This window comes from Spirilliplanes yamanashiensis (genome assembly GCF_016863475.1).
Lineage (GTDB): Bacteria > Actinomycetota > Actinomycetes > Mycobacteriales > Micromonosporaceae > Spirilliplanes > Spirilliplanes yamanashiensis.
The window spans coordinates 33,137-48,404 of the sequence record NZ_BOOY01000001.1; the positions used below are offsets into that span (position 1 = coordinate 33,137).

Below are 15,268 nucleotides of genomic sequence, written 5' to 3' on the forward strand. Positions count from 1 at the left end.
AAGCGCGCCCGGAAAGTCCTTTTCTCTGATCCGCCCGGGTAAACAATGCCCCTACGATCGCAGCGTGGAATGGGTGGTCGGCGCCGGCCTCGTCCTCGCCGGCGCTCTGGCTGGAGTCGCGGCGGGGCTGTTCGTCGTCCGCCGGCGAGCCGGCGCCGAGGGGAGGCACGTCATCGGGACGGAGCAGGACGGCGGGGTCCTGAAGGGGCTCGGCCGCAAGAGTCTCGACTCGCTGCGCGTGGGCGTGGTCGTCCTGGACGGCTCGGACCACCCGGTGCTGGTCAACCCGGCCGCCCGGGCGATGGGCCTGCTGCGCTCCGGTGGGGCGCCCGGCACGATCGCCGCGCACCCCATCCTGCGCACGCTGGCCGGGCAGGTGCGGCGCACGGGCGTGCGCCGCGAGGTCGAGCTCGACATGCCGCGCGGCCGCGCCGGGGCCGCCCCGGCCCCGCTGGGCCTGCACCTGCGCGCGGTGGCGCTGGCCGCCGGGCACGTCGCCGTGGAGGCCGCGGACGTCACCGAGTCGCACCGGCTCGCCCGGGTGCGCCGCGACTTCGTCGCCAACGTCAGCCACGAGCTGAAGACCCCCATCGGGGCGCTGCAGCTGCTGTCCGAGGCGCTGCTCGACGCCACCGAGCTGGCCGGCGACGGCGCGGCCGAGCCGAACGAGGACCTGGTGGCGGCCCGCCGCTTCGCCGAGCGCATCCACCACGAGTCGCACCGCATGGGCCGGCTGGTCAGCGAGCTGCTGGAGCTGTCCCGGCTGCAGGGCGCCGAGCCGCTGCCGACGCCCGAGCCGGTCTCCCTCGACTGGGTCATCGCCGAGGTCGTCGACCGCACCCGCACCACCGCCTCGGCGAAGAACATCGACGTCACGTACGAGGGCCCGAAGGGGGCCACCGTGTGGGGCACCGACAGCCAGGTCGCCACGGCCGTGTCCAACCTGGTCGAGAACGCCGTCGCGTACTCGCCCGAGGGCACCACCGTGCGGCTCACGGTCCGGCAGGCCGACGAGTGGGTCGACATCGACGTCACCGACCAGGGCATCGGCATCAGCCCGCAGGACCTCGACCGCATCTTCGAGCGCTTCTACCGCGCCGACCAGGCCCGCTCCCGCGCCACCGGCGGCACGGGGCTGGGGCTCGCCATCGTCAAGCACATCGCCACCAACCACGGTGGCCGGGTCGACGTGTCCAGCGTGCTGGGCGGCGGCTCGACGTTCACCCTGCGGCTCCCGGCGCAACCGCTGGAGGCGCCGCTCCCGCTCCCGCCGGCGCTCGCGCCCGAGGCGGCGGAAGTACCCGGAAGGAACAGCTAGTGGCCCGCGTACTCGTGGTGGAGGACGAGGAGTCGTTCTCCGACGCCCTGTCGTACATGCTGCGCAAGGAGGGCTTCGAGGTCTCGGTCGCGCCGACCGGCACCTCCGCCCTGACCCAGTTCGACCGGACCGGGGCCGACATCGTGCTGCTCGACCTGATGCTGCCGGAGATGTCCGGCACGGAGGTGTGCCGCCAGCTGCGGCAGCGCTCGCACGTGCCGATCATCATGGTGACGGCGCGCGACAGCGAGATCGACAAGGTCGTCGGCCTGGAGATCGGCGCCGACGACTACGTGACGAAGCCGTACTCGCCGCGGGAACTGGTGGCGCGCATCCGCGCGGTGCTGCGCCGCCAGGGCGACCCGGCCCCGGAGGCGTCGACGCCGACGCTGGCCGCCGGGCCGGTCCGGATGGACGTCGAGCGGCACGTCGTGACCGTGGACGGCGCGGGCGTGCAGCTGCCGCTGAAGGAGTTCGAGCTGCTCGAACTGCTGCTGCGCAACGCGGGCCGGGTGCTGACCCGCGGCCAGCTCATCGACCGGGTGTGGGGCGCGGACTACGTCGGCGACACCAAGACCCTCGACGTGCACGTGAAGCGGCTGCGCTCCAAGGTCGAACCGGAGCCGTCGGCGCCGCGCTACATCGTCACGGTGCGCGGGCTGGGCTACAAGTTCGAGCCGTGACGGACCGGGCGCCGGTCCCACCACCGGCGCCCGGGGCCTTCCGTCACGGCGTGACGGCGATGTTCGTCAGGCCGCCGGTGGCGTTCACGACCGTGTTGGACGCGTACACCACGTTGAGGTTGCCGGCGCACTTCGACGTGGACGTCACGTTGACCGCCCACCGCCCGGCGCCGCCGAGATCGGACCGGTTGCCGCGCCACACGTTGCCGCAGCCGGAGCCGGGCGTCGGGTGGTGCGTCTCGTAGCCGTTGGCGAACGTGCCGGGGGCCCGGAACGTGCCGGTGTTGTCCTCGATGAGGTAGCCGGTGCCCTTGGCGTCGACCCAGGAGTCGGCGGAGTTCTGCCCGGCGATGCCCCGGCCGTCGAACGTGTTGCCGCGCACGACGCCGCCGGTGGTGCCCTCCTTGATGTCGATGTGCTCGGCGCGCACGTCCGGGCCGATCCGGTTGTTCAGCACCTGCACCCGGTCGGTGCGGTCGGGGCCGCCGGCGGTGCCGTAGCAGGGCCAGTTGGAGTTGGCCGAGCCGAGGTAGACGCCCTCGCCGTACTGGGGCTGGGTGACCCCGGTGTTCTCGATGCGCGAGTTGCGCACGATGCCGTCCGGCGAGGTGCGCCGGAAGTGGACGGCCTCGTCGCCGATGGTGTGCACGTGGACGCCGTCGACGGTGACGTGCGGCGAGGCGTCGACGACGATGCCCTTGCGCGCGCCGGTGACGGTGAAGCCGGTGAGCCGCCAGTGCGCGGCCCCGTACAGCCAGAAGCCGTAGCCGGGGTCGAACCCGGCGGCGGGCACCGTGCAGCCGGGGTTGCTCCCGGCGGGCTCGGGGTTGGTGAGGATCGCGGTGGCGGGGCCGGTGACGGTGACCGGCTGGGCCGCGGTGGCGACGGTGCGCGCGACGAACGCGCCGTGGTAGGTGCCGGGCGCGAGCCGGATGGTCTGGCCGGGTCGGGCGGCGGCGACGGCGGCCTCGAGCTGCGCGGCGGTGCGCACGTCGACGACCGGCCCGGCCGGGGGCCCGGTCGGCGGCGTGGTCGGCGGCGCGGTCGTGGCGGGCGGGGTGGCCGGCGGACGAGTGGTCGGTGCGGTGGTGGTTGGCGGGGGCGGGCCGCCGGCGCACGGGGCGCCGTTGACGGTGCAGTTCAGCGGGGTGCCGAGGCCGGCGGCGTTGAACCCGAAGCTGACGCTGGCGCCGGGCGCGACGGTGCCGTTCCAGCCCGCGTCGGCGAACCGGTGGTGGTCGCCGGTGGTGGTGCGCACCGAGCTCCACGAGCCGGTGACGCGGGTGCCGGCGGGCAGGTCGAACTCGACCGTCCAGCCGGTGGCGGGGGCGTCGCCGCGGTTGGTGAGCACGTAGTCCGCGCCGTAGCCGGAGCTCCAGGCGGAGGTGCGGACGAACGTGGCGGTCAGGACGGGTTGCGCGGCGTGGGCCGAGGGGGCGACGGCCACCGCGGCGGCGCCGGCCGCGGTGGCGAGCAGGACCGCGAGGGCGCCGCGGCGGAGGGAGGGGGCGATCACCTGTGCAGTTTGTTTCAAGCTGTGGACGAAGGTCAATGGGGTGAACGCGACCACAGGCGTGGACGGCGTCTACGGACCACGTGCGGAACGGGCCCGCCGCGTGCCGGGGCCGGCCGTCACGCGGCGGGGGTCAGCGGGCGGGCGGCCGCGGGCCTGGCGGACCGGCCGGTCACCAGGGTCACGTGGGTGCCGCACCAGCACTCGACGTCGAGGACGATGCCGTGGTCGGTGTTGGCGAGCGAGCGGATGCGGCGGTCGGTGACGAGCACCTGGCGGCCGTGGCTGGGGCAGTCGATGGCGAACATGGGAACAGCGTCCCGCCGCGCCGCGCGCGCCGACAGTGGCAGAAAAGACCGCCATCGCAAGTCTTCTGCCAACCCCGTTTCGGTGCCATGCTGAGGCCATGAGCGCGCACCCGTTCCGGTCCGTCGCCGCGTACGTGAGCGACGGCTTCGGCGCCTTCGGCCTCGGCATCGTCAGCGAGATCTTCGGCTACGACCGCAGCGGCCGCGGCCTGCCCCGGTTCGACTTCGCGGTGTGCGCCGACGTCCCCGGGCCGCTGCGCAGCGACACCGGCCTCACCGTCCTCGTCGAGCACGGCCTCGACCGGCTCGCCGCCGCCGACCTGGTCATCGTCACCGGCTGGGAGGACCTGGCCGCCAACCCGTCGCCCGAGGCGCTGGCCGCGCTGCGCGCCGCGTACGACCGGGGCGCCACCATCGCCAGCCACTGCACCGGCGCGTACGTGCTCGCCGCCGCCGGCCTGCTCGACGGCCGCCGCGCCACCACCCACTGGCGGTACGCCGAGGCCATCGCCGCGCGCTACCCGGCCGTGCGGCTCGAACCCGAGGTCCTCTACATCGACGAGGGCCGGATCGTCACCGGCGCGGGCTCCGCCGCCGGGCTCGACCTGTCCCTGCACCTGCTGCGCCGCGAGTACGGCTCCGGCGTCGCCACCGCGCTCGCCCGCGACCTCGTCGTCCCGCCGCACCGCGACGGCGGCCAGGCCCAGTACGTGGCGGCGCCCGTCCCCGACCTGTGCGAGGACAACCGGCTCCAGGAGGTCATCGGCTGGGCGCGGGAGAACCTGCACCTGCCGCTGTCGGTCGAGCAGCTCGCCGCCCGCGCCCTGATGAGCCCGCGCAGCTTCGCCCGGCACTTCAAGGCCGCCACCGGCGCCACCCCGCACGCGTGGCTGCTCGGCCAGCGGGTGCACCGCGCCGAGGAGCTGCTGGAGACGCACGACCTGTCGGTCGAGGAGGTCGCCCGGATGGCGGGCTTCGGCACGTCGGCGGCCCTGCGCGAGCAGTTCGTGCGCCGCCGGGGCGTCCCGCCGCGCGACTACCGGCGGGCCTTCGCCACCCGCTGACCCGGCCCGGGCGGCGACGCCGGCTCGCGCCCGCCCTCGTCCAGGTCCTCGCCGGAACGCGCCGCCGCCACCGTGGCCGGGTGCGGCGAGATGAGCCCCTGCGCCAGCCGGGCCTCGCACAGCCGGGCCAGCTCCGCGTAGGCCTTCTCGCCGATCAGCGCCGCCAGCTCCGGGCCGTACGACAGGTACATCGCCTCGGTGCCGGTGTGCGCCTCGGGCGACGACGTGCACCACCAGTCGAGGTCGTGCCCGCCCGGGCCCCAGCCCCGCCGGTCGAACTCCGTCAGGGTCGAGACCAGCAGCTTCGTGCCGTCGGGGCGCTTGGTCCACTCCTGCTCGCGGCGCACCGGCAGCTGCCAGCAGACGTCCGGCTTGTACTCCAGCGGGTGCGCGCCGTCGCGCAGCGCCTGCGCGTGCAGGGCGCAGCCGCCGCCGCCCGGGAAGTCCGCCTCGTTGAGGAACACGCACGGGCCGTCGGCGACCCGGGTGGCGGTGCGCCGCGCGGGCGCGCTGCCGTCGATCGTGTCGACCTCGGTCCAGTTCTTGAAGCCGCGCCGGTGGTGCTGCCAGGTCTGCGGGGTGAGCCGGGCGACCGCCGAGCGGACCCGGTTCTCGTCGTCGGCGTCGGTGAAGAACGCGCCGTGCGAGCAGCAGCCCTCGTCCGCCTTGCCCGCCACGATGCCGTGGCACGCCTTGCCGAACACGCACGTCCACCGCGACAGCAGCCAGGTCAGGTCGGCGCGCACGAGGTGCTGCGGGTCGGCCGGGTCGGCGAACTCGATCCACTCGCGCGGGAAGTCGAGGCCGACCTCGCGCTGCGGGGGGTCGACCAGGACACGAAGGTTCGTCCGCCGGGGGCTCACCCGCGCCAGCGTACGCCCGAGGGCTGCCCCCGGCTCGGATGCCGTTGCCCGTCGGCGTTCCCTTTCGGGCGTGCCGGCCGATCATCGGCGTTCGCAGGATGACCGTCATGAGAAAGCCGTTCAGCCGCGCGCGGAGGATGAGCGCCGTCCTGGCGGGCGGCCTCGTCCTCGCCATTGCCTCCGGCTACCTGACGCCGGCGCAAGCCGCCGACCCCGTCCCCCTGTCCGAGGCGGAGATCGCCGACGTCCTGTTCGGCGCCGCCGTCCGGCTCAAGGACAGCGGCCCGGCGTACCACCGTTCCGTGGTGCTCACCGCCGAGCTGCTCGACTGGCGCGCCGCGAACCCGGCCGCCGACCAGCCCGCCGTCGCCGCGCATATGGCCGCCGTCGCGGGTGGCCTGGACGCCGCCCTCACCGAGACCGACCGGGCGCTGCCCGGGGCCGAACTGCTGGGCCGGCAGCTCCAGGTGCTCTACACCGTTCCCGGCGCGGTCGTCACCGGCGAGCGCACCACCGGCCTGCTCGACGTGGCGACCGCGAAGGACCTCGCGGCCGGCGTCGACTCGATCGACCAGCGGCTGTCCGGTGCCCAGCAGCGTTACGCCCTCGACATCGCGTACGCGGACGCCCAGCAGTCGACGTGGCTGGCGCTGCGCAAGAAGGTCGGCGCGGACGCCGACACGAGCGTCGCGACCACCTGGAAGAACGAGCTGGGCAAGCCGACCGCGGCCGAGCCGGCCGGCGCCGACCCGAAATGGACGTTCGAGGACTTCGCGTCCGACGCGCTGCAACTGTCGAAGCTCGTCGACGTCAAGGAGCTGAAGAAAGCCGCCGACGAGGGGTCGGAGGAGTTCTGGACCGAGCTGCGCGAGCAGTTCGAGGCGTTGCAGACGAAGCTCACCGGCGAGCAGTCGAAGCTGACCCGGGCCATCGAGGACCTGCTGAGCCGGGCCGGTGTCCCGGGCAAGCCGGGCGAGCGTGGGCCGACGCCGGCGCAGATCGCGCAGGCCAAGAAGGACCTGCAGGAGCGGCAGGAGATCATCGACGGCGCCAAGGCGGGGCTGGACGCCATCGTCTGGATCGCCGAGCGGGTCGACGAGGGCTTCGCGAAACGGCTCGCGGTGTTCACCGAGACCGTGTACCAGCTGGCGACGGCGCTGAACAAGCTCTACACCGCCATCGCGACCCTGGCCGTCTCGACCGGCATGGGCGCCGCCACCTTCGGCTACATCGGCGCGATCATCGGCGCCGTCATCGGCCTCGCCCAGATCATCTTCTCGTGGGGCAGCGGTGATGACGCGGCGGCCAAGAACGAGCAGCACGAGCAGCTGCTGCGCGCGATGGCGAACGGTTTCCGGGGGGTCCAGCAGTCGTTCGAGACCCTCTACGAGGCGATGAACGACCGGTTCGACCGGGTCGACGCCGGGCTGTCCCGGATCTACCGCGACATGATGTCCCACTTCCAGACGGTGATCTCCCTGCTGCACGACGTCCGCGCCGACGTGCGCCGGGTGCACACCGACCTGCTCGCGCTGGAGTCGAAGGTGCAGGCGTTCAACTTCCAGCTCATCAGCCAGGTGTCCGACGCGAACAAGACGGAGTTCCTCAACGCCGCCAACCTGTACGTCGACTACGAGTTCCAGAACAACACGCCGCTGCCCAACTACGAGTCCGGCGGCAACGACTACGTCACCGGCGTGAACCGGTTCGACACCACGGCCACGTCGACGGCCCGCAACGCCAACTTCACCTGGGCCGACCTCACCTCGTCCGAGTTCGACGCCGCCGTCGACGCGCACGGCCCGCTCGGCGCCGTCGACTACCTGGCCGTGCGCGCCGCGGCGTACGGGCTGACGGTGCCCCGCTCGGCGAGCCGCGTCCCGAACGCGGACCTGTGGGCCGCGGCCGCCCGCGCGTACACCCTGACGGCCGCGCAGAACCCGCGGTTCGCGGCGATCGAGTCGTCGGCCCGGGCGGACCGCATCCTCGCCGCGGGCCGGCAGATCCGCGACACCGCAGCCGCCTTCAGCACGCCGGTCGGCCCGCCGGCGTCGGGCGCCTGGACCGCGACGAACCCGCTCTACACCGGCCTGCTCGCGGAGAACGACCGGCTGCGCGCGGCGTTCGCGGAGAGCCTGCCCGACCTGGAGGAGCAGGTGATGGTCCCGGACCGGCGGATCCGGCTGTGGAGTGGTCAGCCGATGGGCGCGTCGGGCCCGCCGCCGGCCGAGATGCAACCCGTGGACGTCGACAAGATGTCGGTCAACCCCACCGACGGCGCAGTGAACAAGCTGCGGGCGGTGCCCGCCCAAGCCACCCGGTGCAGCGACAACAGCCGCCCCACGAAGGTCCCGGACGCGGTCACCGGCCGCAACCTGCCCCGCCCTCTGCTGCTCGGCCTGTACGCCGACGCCTCGTACTCGTACCGCGTGTGCTGGACGAACCCCCGCTGGTCGGCCGCGTTCAACGAGAAGCGGCGGGAGTTCATCGGCGGCGGCAACGGACACCCGCCGGCGATCGTCTGGCACCACAGCCGCCACAGCTACCTGATCGCCGACTTCCAGGAGTGGGTGGACGTGACGGGCCAGGGCCGGGTGCTGGGCCGCGCGACGACCACGAAGCGCAAGGTGCTGCTGTGCTCCTGGGACTCCCGCGACGAGTTCGAGCCCGTGCCGGACGACTGCCCGGCGAACGGCGGCAACGCGGCCGACAAGGTGGCCACCCTGTCGCTGGGCACGTTCGAGTCGACGACCAGCACCGCCACGGCGGGCATCGAGGAGGCGCGCGCCCTGCTCGACCGGCGCCGGGCCGCCTACTACACGCTGGTGGCGAACCGGCTGCGCACCAACGCCCTGCCGTCGGCCCGCGCGCTGGACTCCAGCATGCGGCGGCTGCAGGCGTACACGGCGGTCGGGTTCCCGCGGGCGCTGGAGAACGACGAGATGCTGCGCGCGCTGCTGCACGGCGGCCACGGGCTGCCGAACAATCTCTCCGCCACCCCGCTGCTGCAGGCGGTCTTCCTCCAGGCGGCCGAGAACGCCAGGGCCCGCAAGTCCGGCGGCGTGGAGCAGCCGCTGCTCGACGCCCCGACCGGCAGCTGCGTGCCGATCGAGCGGTTGTACTACGAGGACGACCCGGTGGCGAGCTGCCTGCTCGGTGAGGGCCGGAAGCGCTCGGACGAGCTGCGGTACCGCTACGAGGTGCACTCGAAGGCGCTCCACCTCAGGCAGGAGGTGCAGACGCTGCCGCTGGTGGACGAGGCGATCCGGAACCTGGAGCTGGTCCGGGAGCACGCCGCCCGCCGCTGACCGCCGACACCCCGGGCCGGACCACCGGCCCGGGGTGCGGTGGTTTACCCCATTCGTGGCCCGGGGCTACCCTGGAGCGCGTGAGTACCCGCGTACCCGTGCTGCTGTCCTCGTCCTCGGTGTTCCCGGAGCCGACCGCGGCCGCGTTCGAGATGGCGGCGACGGTCGGGTACGACGGCGTCGAGGTGATGGTCTGGACCGACGCCGTCAGCCAGGACGCCGGCGCGCTCAAGGGCCTGGCCGACCACTACGGCGTGCCCGTGCTGTCGGTGCACGCGCCCTGCCTGCTGGTCACCCAGCGGGTGTGGTCGCCGGACCCGTGGGAGCGGCTGGCGAAGGCGGCGCAGCTGGCCGAGACGCTCGGCGCCCCCACCGTCGTGGTGCACCCGCCGTTCACCTGGCAGCGCGACTACGCCCGGAACTTCCGCCAGGGCCTCGACGACGTGCAGCGGCGGCACCCGGAGATCCGGTTCGCCATCGAGAACATGTACCCGGTGAAGATGGCCGGCCGGAACTTCGTGCCGTACGCCCCCGGCTGGGACCCGACGCTCGCCGGCTACGACGCCTACACCCTCGACCTGTCGCACTGCGCGGCCGCCCGCACCGACTCGCTGGCCATGGCCGACAAGATGGGCGCCCACCTGGCCCACGTGCACCTGGGCGACGGCACCGGCGAGGGCCGCGACGAGCACCTGGTGCCCGGCCGCGGCACCCAGCCGTGCGCGGAGCTGTTGTCGTCGCTCGCCGGGCGCGGCTTCACCGGGTCGGTGGCCGTCGAGGTGGCCACCCGCAAGGCCGCCAGCCGCGCCGTGCGCGAGGCCGACCTGCGCGAGGCGCTCGACTTCGCGCGCCGGCACCTGCCGGCGCAGGCCGTCACGCCGGCGTGAGCGACCCCGACTGGGCGCGCTTGCGGGCCCGGTGCGCGGCGACGTGCGAGCGGGTCGCGCAGCGCTCGGAGCAGAATCGCCGGCAGTTGTTCGACGAGGTGTCCAGGTAGACGTTGCGGCAGCGCTCGTCGGCACAGATGCCGAATCGGGCGCTGCCGTACTCGCACAGCCACACCGACAGGCCCCACACCGCGCCCGCGAGGTATTCGCTGCTGACCGACGCGCCGCGGCTGGTCACGTGCATGTGCCAGTCGGCGGCGTCGTGGCCGGAGATGCGCGGCTGCACCGGGAACGCCGACAGCAGCGCGTTCAGCTCGGCGACGGCCTCGTTGTCGCGGCCGCTGGTGCCCGCCTCGAAGACCTGGCGCAGGCGGCGCTGCGCCCGCCGGAACACGGTCACGTCACGCTCGGCGACCTCGTCGCGCATCCAGTCGTTCTCGCCGTCGGCGAAGAGGCCGCGCAGCGCGTCGAGGTCGTCCAGGCCCGCGTTGACGAGGTCGACGGCCGTGCGCGCGTACGCATCGAAGTCCACCCGACAACCGTAGACGACGACGGCGGGAATCGACGCAGCGGCGAAACGGGCGTCCGGGCGCCGGCCGTCAACTCGGACGTGGATCCGACGCGCGGTGTGCCGGGCGCTACGCTCGGCTCATGCTGCGATCCGTCTTCCTCGCCGCGTCCCGGTCGTCGGCCCTCGAGCGCCTCGCCGAACGAGCGCCCGTCAGCCGCAGCGTGGTCCGCCGGTTCGTCGCCGGCTCCTCCACGGCGGACGCGCTCAAGGTCACCCGGCAGCTGATCGACGACGGGCTCACCGTCAGCCTCGACCACCTGGGCGAGGACACGGTCACCGGCGAGCAGGCCGTCGCGGTCCGCGACGCGTACGTGACGCTGCTGCGGCTGCTGCGCGACGGCGGGCTGGCCCCGGCCGCCGAGGTCAGCGTGAAGCTCTCCGCGCTCGGGCAGAAGATCGACGAGCGGCTGGCGTACGAGCACGCCAGGGCGATCTGCGCCGCGGCCGCCGACGCCGGCACCACGGTCACCCTCGACGCCGAGGACCACACCACCACCGACGCCACCCTGGAGACGCTCGCCAAGCTGCGCGCCGACTTCCCGTCCACCGGGGCGGTGCTGCAGGCGTACCTGCGCCGCACCGAGGCGGACTGCCGGGAGCTGGCCACCGCCGGGTCCCGGGTGCGGCTGTGCAAGGGCGCGTACGCGGAGCCCGAGTCGGTGGCGTTCCAGTCGGCGCTGGACGTCGACAAGGCGTACGTGCGCTGCCTGAACATCCTGATGTCCGGCGACGGCTACCCGATGGTGGCGACGCACGACCCGCGGCTGATCGCGATCGCGGAGGACCGGGCGCGCTGGTTCGACCGGGCCGCCGACGAGTACGAGTTCCAGATGCTGTTCGGCTGCCGCCCGGAGGAGCAGGCCCGGCTCGCCGCGGGCGGCCAGGTCGTGCGCGTCTACGTGCCGTACGGCGACCAGTGGTACGGCTACCTGATGCGCCGCCTGGCGGAGCGCCCGGCCAACGTGGCGTTCTTCGCCCGGAACCTCGTGTCCCGCGGCTAACGGCAGTCCCGAAACACTCATCCGCGCCCTCCGGCGGCCGATCGGAACGCGGGAGGGTGAAAACCGGCGCATCAACGGTGTGTCGCCTTGACTTCCGGTACACCATTTTCGCGAAGTCATCGCGCTGGTCACAGCCGCCCCGCTACCGTACTGATGAAACGCGCGTCGATATGAACGCGCCGGGAGCACAGAGGGTCGGTGCCATCACCATGACGGGAACACCGCACGCCGGGGAACTGCCCGAGGTCCGGTTCCTCACGGTCGCCGAGGTCGCGTCGCTCATGCGGGTCTCCAAGATGACGGTCTACCGCCTGGTCCACGGCGGCGAGCTGACCGCCGTCCGGGTCGGCCGGTCGTTCCGCGTGCCGGAGCACGCCGTGCACACGTACCTCAAGGGCGCGTTCTCCGAGTCCGCGTAGGTCCGTACCGCAGCCGCGGCCCCCTCGCGCAGGGGGCGTGTTGGCCCTGTTGACGCGCGCCGGTTACCCTGGAGCGCGACCGTGACCGCGCTCCCGTGCCCCTGGGCGGGGCGCCCCGAGGTCCGGTCCGCTGTCCAGTTCGGAAGCCGGCGTCACCTCCACGTGCGCACCGGTCCGACCCGCACGTTCTCGAGAGGTCTGTCGTATGGGCTCCGTGGTCAAGAAGCGCCGCAAGCGTATGGCCAAGAAGAAGCACCGCAAGCTGCTGCGCAAGACCCGCGTCCAGCGTCGCCGTCTCGGCAAGTGACGGCCGGGGCGTTGCCGCCCCGCGTCGCTTGCCAGACCCTGTCGACCCTCGTCGGGAGGCTCTCGTGCTGACGTTCCGGTGGTCACCGCACCCCTGCCGGGGGCCGCGGTGACCTCGGCGTCGCCCGTGACCCCGCCGAGGGTCGTCGTCGTGACCGGGGTCAGCCGGTTCCTGGGCGCCCGGGTCGCCGCCCGGCTCGTCGCCGACCCCCGCGTCGAGCGCGTCGTCGGCCTCGACCCGCACGAGCCGTCGGCCCGGCTGGCCGGCCTGCTCGACGGCGTCGAGCACATCCGCGCGGACGCCCGCCACGCCGTGCGCGCCATCGGCGAGCTGGGCGCCGAGGCCGTCGTGCACCTCGCGGTGAACGGCGCCCCGGACCCCCAGCACGGCGGCCGGGCGGCCATGAAGGAACAGAACGTCATCGGCACGATGCAGCTGCTCGCCGCCTGCCAGGGCGCCCCGCGGCTGCGCAAGCTGGTGCTGCGCTCGTCCACGGCCGCGTACGGCGCCTCGTTCCGCGACCCGGCCGTCTTCACCGAGGAGACCGAGCCGCGGGCGGTGCCGCGCGGCCCGTTCGCCCGCGACATCCTCGACATCGAGGGCTACGTGCGCGGCTTCCGCCGCCGCCGGCCGGACGTGGCCGCGACCGTGCTGCGCTTCGCGCCGATGATCAGCGCCACCGCCGACACCACGCTGACCCGCTACCTGGCGCTGCCGTTCGTGCCGACCGTCATCGGCCGCGACGCCCGGCTGCAGTTCGTGCACGTCGACGACGCGCTGGAGATCCTGCACCGCTCGGTGGTCGAGGACCACCCCGGCACGTTCAACGTCGCCGGCGCCGGGGTGCTGTCGCTGTCGCAGGTCATCCGGCGCGCCGGGCGCATCTCCGTGCCCGTGCTGGAGCCCGCCCTGTCGGCGGCCGTGAGCATGGCCCGCAACGTCGGCGTCGGCCAGTTCGGCCTCGACCAGATCGACCTGTTCGTGCACGGCCGGGTCGTCGACACCAGCCGGCTCGTCAAGGAGTTCGGGTTCACCCCGCGCAGCACCGCCGAGGCCCTCGACGACTTCGTGGCGGGCTTCCCGGACGGCGCGGCGCTCACCGCCGACCGGCTGGAGGCCGCCGAGCGGGCCGTCCTCGACCGCATCCGGCAGGTCCGCGCGGCCGGCGCCGCCGCCCTGCGCGCGGCCGAGTCGCGGGCCGGAGCCGGGCAGTGAGCGCCGAGGAGCGCTCGGCGCGCCAGGTGCTGCCCGGCAGCGTGTCGTTCCGGCCGGAATCGGTGAACGGCCACCACCGGAACGGGGTGAACGGCCACGTGAACGGGAAAGCCGACGGGGTGCCACCCGCGCCCCTGCACCAGGGCGTCGCCGACGGACCGGGCGACGTGTGGGACGCCCGCGTCGCGGCCGCCCTGGCGTTCCTGCGCCGCCGCCTGTCCGGCCAGTACGAGGTCGACGACTTCGGCTTCGACCCGGAGCTGACCGACGGCGTCTTCCACCCGATCCTGAAGCTGCTCTACCGCGACTGGTTCCGCACCGAGGTCAGCGGCGTCGAGAACGTCCCCGAATCCGGCGGCGCCCTGCTCGTCGGCAACCACTCGGGCACGTTCGCCTGGGACGCCCTGATGCTCACGGTGGCGGTGCGGGACGAGACGCCCGCCCAGCGGCACCTGCGGCTGCTCGGCGCCGACCTGGTGTTCCGGGTGCCGGTCGTCAGCGAGCTGGCCCGCAAGTCGGGCGTGACGGTGGCCTGCAACCCGGACGCCGAACGCCTGATGAGCACGGGCGAGCTGGTCGGCGTGTTCCCGGAGGGCTTCAAGGGCATCGGCAAGCACTACAGCCAGCGCTACAAGCTGCAGCGCTTCGGCCGGGGCGGGTTCGTGTCGGCGGCGCTGCGCACGGGCACCCCGATCGTGCCGGTGGCGATCGTCGGCGCGGAGGAGACGTATCCGCTGCTCGCCGACATCAAGCCGCTGGCCCGCCTGCTGGGCGTGCCGTTCTTCCCGGTGACGCCGCAGTTCCCGCTGCTGGGGCCGCTGGGGCTGGTGCCGCTGCCGAGCAAGTGGCTGATCCGGTTCTGCCCGCCGATCCCGACGGCGCACCTCACGGACGCGGCGGACGACCCGATGGTGGTCTACAACCTCGCCGACCAGGTCCGGGAGACGATCCAGGCCACGCTGCACGACCTGCTCAAGGATCGCCCGGATCCGTTCGGGCTCTGATCTCCCCGTTCGGGTGACCCGGCAGTCCGGGGGTGATCTCGCACCGAATCACGGTTGATATGCCCGATAAGCGGCCTTTCGGGGCCCGATGATCCGGGGGGATCACACCGTGAACACACTGACCAGGATCGGCGCCGCGGCGGGCGCCGCCGCCCTCCTCGGCGCCGGCGCCGCCATGCCGGCCCAGGCCCACGACGGTCACCACCACGGCGGGTCCGGCGCCGGCGCCGGCGCGGCCGTGGCCGTGCACCCGGGCTCCACGCTCGGCTTCGCCAAGGTGCGCGAGCTCAACGGCTCCGACGCCTGGGGCGTGGCGACCGTCCACCTGAAGGGCCAGAAGGCCGACGTGCGGCTCTCGGCGTTCGGGCTGGTCCGCAACGCGCCGCACGCCATGCACTTCCACGCCGGCGCGCGGGGCACCTGCCCCACCGGGGCGGCCGACAGCAACGACGACGGCTTCGTCAGCGTCTCCGAGGGTCACCCGTTCTACGGCGACATCGTCACGTCGCTGACCACCTCCGGCGACACCAGCCCGGCCAGCGGCCTGGCCATCGACCGGTTCCCGACCGCCCCGCGCGGCCGGATCACGTACCACCGCACGATCACCGTCGACCCGGCGGCGGCCGCCGCCATCCGGGCCGGCAACGCGGTGCTCGTGGTGCACGGCGTCGACAAGAACGGCTCCGGCGCGTACGACGGCCCGGTCGTCAGCGACCTCGACCCGAGCCTGCCGATGGAGGCGACCGCCCCCGCCGGCTGCGGCACGGTGCGGGCGCTGCTGCGCTACTGAGGTGAGCCGGGGCGGTC

The 15,268-nt window shown here is 73.7% G+C and carries 15 protein-coding genes; 11 read left to right on the forward strand and 4 right to left on the reverse strand.

Going from position 1 to position 15,268, the window contains the following annotated elements; translation table 11 throughout:
* Positions 1-64: 64 nt before the first annotated feature.
* Complete coding sequence (locus Sya03_RS00165) at positions 65-1,318, forward strand: sensor histidine kinase (protein ID WP_239107016.1); 1,254 nt, start codon at positions 65-67, stop codon at positions 1,316-1,318.
* Positions 1,318-2,001 carry a response regulator gene (locus Sya03_RS00170; RefSeq protein ID WP_203936028.1) on the forward strand — a complete coding sequence of 228 codons (684 nt, stop codon included), beginning with the start codon at positions 1,318-1,320 and terminating at the stop codon, positions 1,999-2,001. Before Sya03_RS00165 ends, Sya03_RS00170 begins: the two co-directional genes overlap by 1 nt.
* A 43-nt stretch (positions 2,002-2,044) precedes the next feature.
* Here the strand turns inward: Sya03_RS00170 and Sya03_RS31450 are convergent, their stop codons facing one another.
* Positions 2,045-3,517 (reverse strand): cellulose binding domain-containing protein, encoded by a 1,473-nt coding sequence (locus tag Sya03_RS31450; protein ID WP_275411410.1) that lies wholly within the window; start codon positions 3,515-3,517, stop codon positions 2,045-2,047.
* Between the two features lie 116 nt (positions 3,518-3,633).
* Entirely contained in the window at positions 3,634-3,822 is a 189-nt protein-coding gene (locus Sya03_RS00180; protein ID WP_203936029.1) for a hypothetical protein, read from the reverse strand.
* 98 nt (positions 3,823-3,920) lie between these two features.
* Here Sya03_RS00180 and Sya03_RS00185 point away from each other — a divergent pair, with 98 nt between their 5' ends.
* On the forward strand, positions 3,921-4,886 hold the full coding sequence (locus Sya03_RS00185) for a helix-turn-helix domain-containing protein (protein WP_203936030.1): 966 nt from the start codon (positions 3,921-3,923) through the stop codon (positions 4,884-4,886).
* On the opposite strand, the gene Sya03_RS00190 is transcribed toward Sya03_RS00185, so the two are convergent.
* Positions 4,859-5,749 (reverse strand): DUF3109 family protein, encoded by an 891-nt coding sequence (locus tag Sya03_RS00190; protein ID WP_203936031.1) that lies wholly within the window; start codon positions 5,747-5,749, stop codon positions 4,859-4,861. The genes Sya03_RS00185 and Sya03_RS00190 overlap by 28 nt on opposite strands.
* 107 nt (positions 5,750-5,856) lie before the next feature.
* Between Sya03_RS00190 and Sya03_RS00195 the strand changes: the two genes are divergently transcribed.
* Both Sya03_RS00195 and Sya03_RS00200 read left to right on the forward strand, forming a co-directional pair.
* Complete coding sequence (locus tag Sya03_RS00195; RefSeq protein ID WP_203936032.1) at positions 5,857-9,057, forward strand: hypothetical protein; 3,201 nt, start codon at positions 5,857-5,859, stop codon at positions 9,055-9,057.
* 80 nt (positions 9,058-9,137) lie between these two features.
* Positions 9,138-9,944, forward strand: a complete 807-nt coding sequence (locus Sya03_RS00200) for a sugar phosphate isomerase/epimerase family protein (protein ID WP_203936033.1) — start codon at positions 9,138-9,140, stop codon at positions 9,942-9,944.
* Here the strand turns inward: Sya03_RS00200 and Sya03_RS00205 are convergent.
* Positions 9,931-10,476, reverse strand: a complete 546-nt coding sequence (locus tag Sya03_RS00205) for a CGNR zinc finger domain-containing protein (protein WP_203936034.1) — start codon at positions 10,474-10,476, stop codon at positions 9,931-9,933. The two genes, Sya03_RS00200 and Sya03_RS00205, sit on opposite strands and share 14 nt — an antisense overlap.
* Before the next feature lie 119 nt (positions 10,477-10,595).
* On the opposite strand from Sya03_RS00205, the gene Sya03_RS00210 reads away from it, so the two are divergent.
* The 6 genes from Sya03_RS00210 to Sya03_RS00235 all read left to right on the forward strand — a co-directional run bounded on the left by Sya03_RS00210 (position 10,596) and on the right by Sya03_RS00235 (position 15,251).
* Positions 10,596-11,516: a proline dehydrogenase family protein gene (locus tag Sya03_RS00210; protein WP_203936035.1), complete on the forward strand. Its 921-nt coding sequence runs from the start codon at positions 10,596-10,598 to the stop codon at positions 11,514-11,516.
* 209 nt (positions 11,517-11,725) lie between these two features.
* Positions 11,726-11,935: a helix-turn-helix domain-containing protein gene (locus Sya03_RS00215; RefSeq protein ID WP_203936036.1), complete on the forward strand. Its 210-nt coding sequence runs from the start codon at positions 11,726-11,728 to the stop codon at positions 11,933-11,935.
* A gap of 205 nt (positions 11,936-12,140) precedes the next feature.
* The gene (locus Sya03_RS00220; protein WP_007465623.1) at positions 12,141-12,242 is read left to right on the forward strand and encodes a 30S ribosomal protein bS22; all 102 of its coding nucleotides are present in this window, start codon (positions 12,141-12,143) and stop codon (positions 12,240-12,242) included.
* Positions 12,243-12,350: 108 nt separating this feature from the next.
* Entirely contained in the window at positions 12,351-13,457 is a 1,107-nt protein-coding gene (locus tag Sya03_RS00225; protein ID WP_203936236.1) for an NAD-dependent epimerase/dehydratase family protein, read from the forward strand.
* A complete protein-coding gene (locus Sya03_RS00230; protein WP_370871909.1) occupies positions 13,454-14,461 on the forward strand; it encodes a lysophospholipid acyltransferase family protein in 1,008 nt (335 codons plus the stop codon). Before Sya03_RS00225 ends, Sya03_RS00230 begins: the two co-directional genes overlap by 4 nt.
* A gap of 109 nt (positions 14,462-14,570) precedes the next feature.
* Complete coding sequence (locus tag Sya03_RS00235; RefSeq protein WP_203936037.1) at positions 14,571-15,251, forward strand: hypothetical protein; 681 nt, start codon at positions 14,571-14,573, stop codon at positions 15,249-15,251.
* Positions 15,252-15,268: the final 17 nt, after the last annotated feature.

Excerpts from the sequence above, each read along its gene's own strand:
- Sya03_RS00180 (WP_203936029.1), bottom strand. The coding sequence starts at position 3,822 with ATGTTCGCCATCGACTGCCCCAGCCACGGCCGCCAGGTGCTCGTCACC.
- Sya03_RS00185 (WP_203936030.1), top strand. The coding sequence starts at position 3,921 with ATGAGCGCGCACCCGTTCCGGTCCGTCGCCGCGTACGTGAGCGACGGC.
- Sya03_RS00195 (WP_203936032.1), top strand. The coding sequence starts at position 5,857 with ATGAGAAAGCCGTTCAGCCGCGCGCGGAGGATGAGCGCCGTCCTGGCG.
- Sya03_RS00210 (WP_203936035.1), top strand. The coding sequence starts at position 10,596 with ATGCTGCGATCCGTCTTCCTCGCCGCGTCCCGGTCGTCGGCCCTCGAG.
- Sya03_RS00215 (WP_203936036.1), top strand. The coding sequence starts at position 11,726 with ATGACGGGAACACCGCACGCCGGGGAACTGCCCGAGGTCCGGTTCCTC.
- Sya03_RS00220 (WP_007465623.1), top strand. The coding sequence starts at position 12,141 with ATGGGCTCCGTGGTCAAGAAGCGCCGCAAGCGTATGGCCAAGAAGAAG.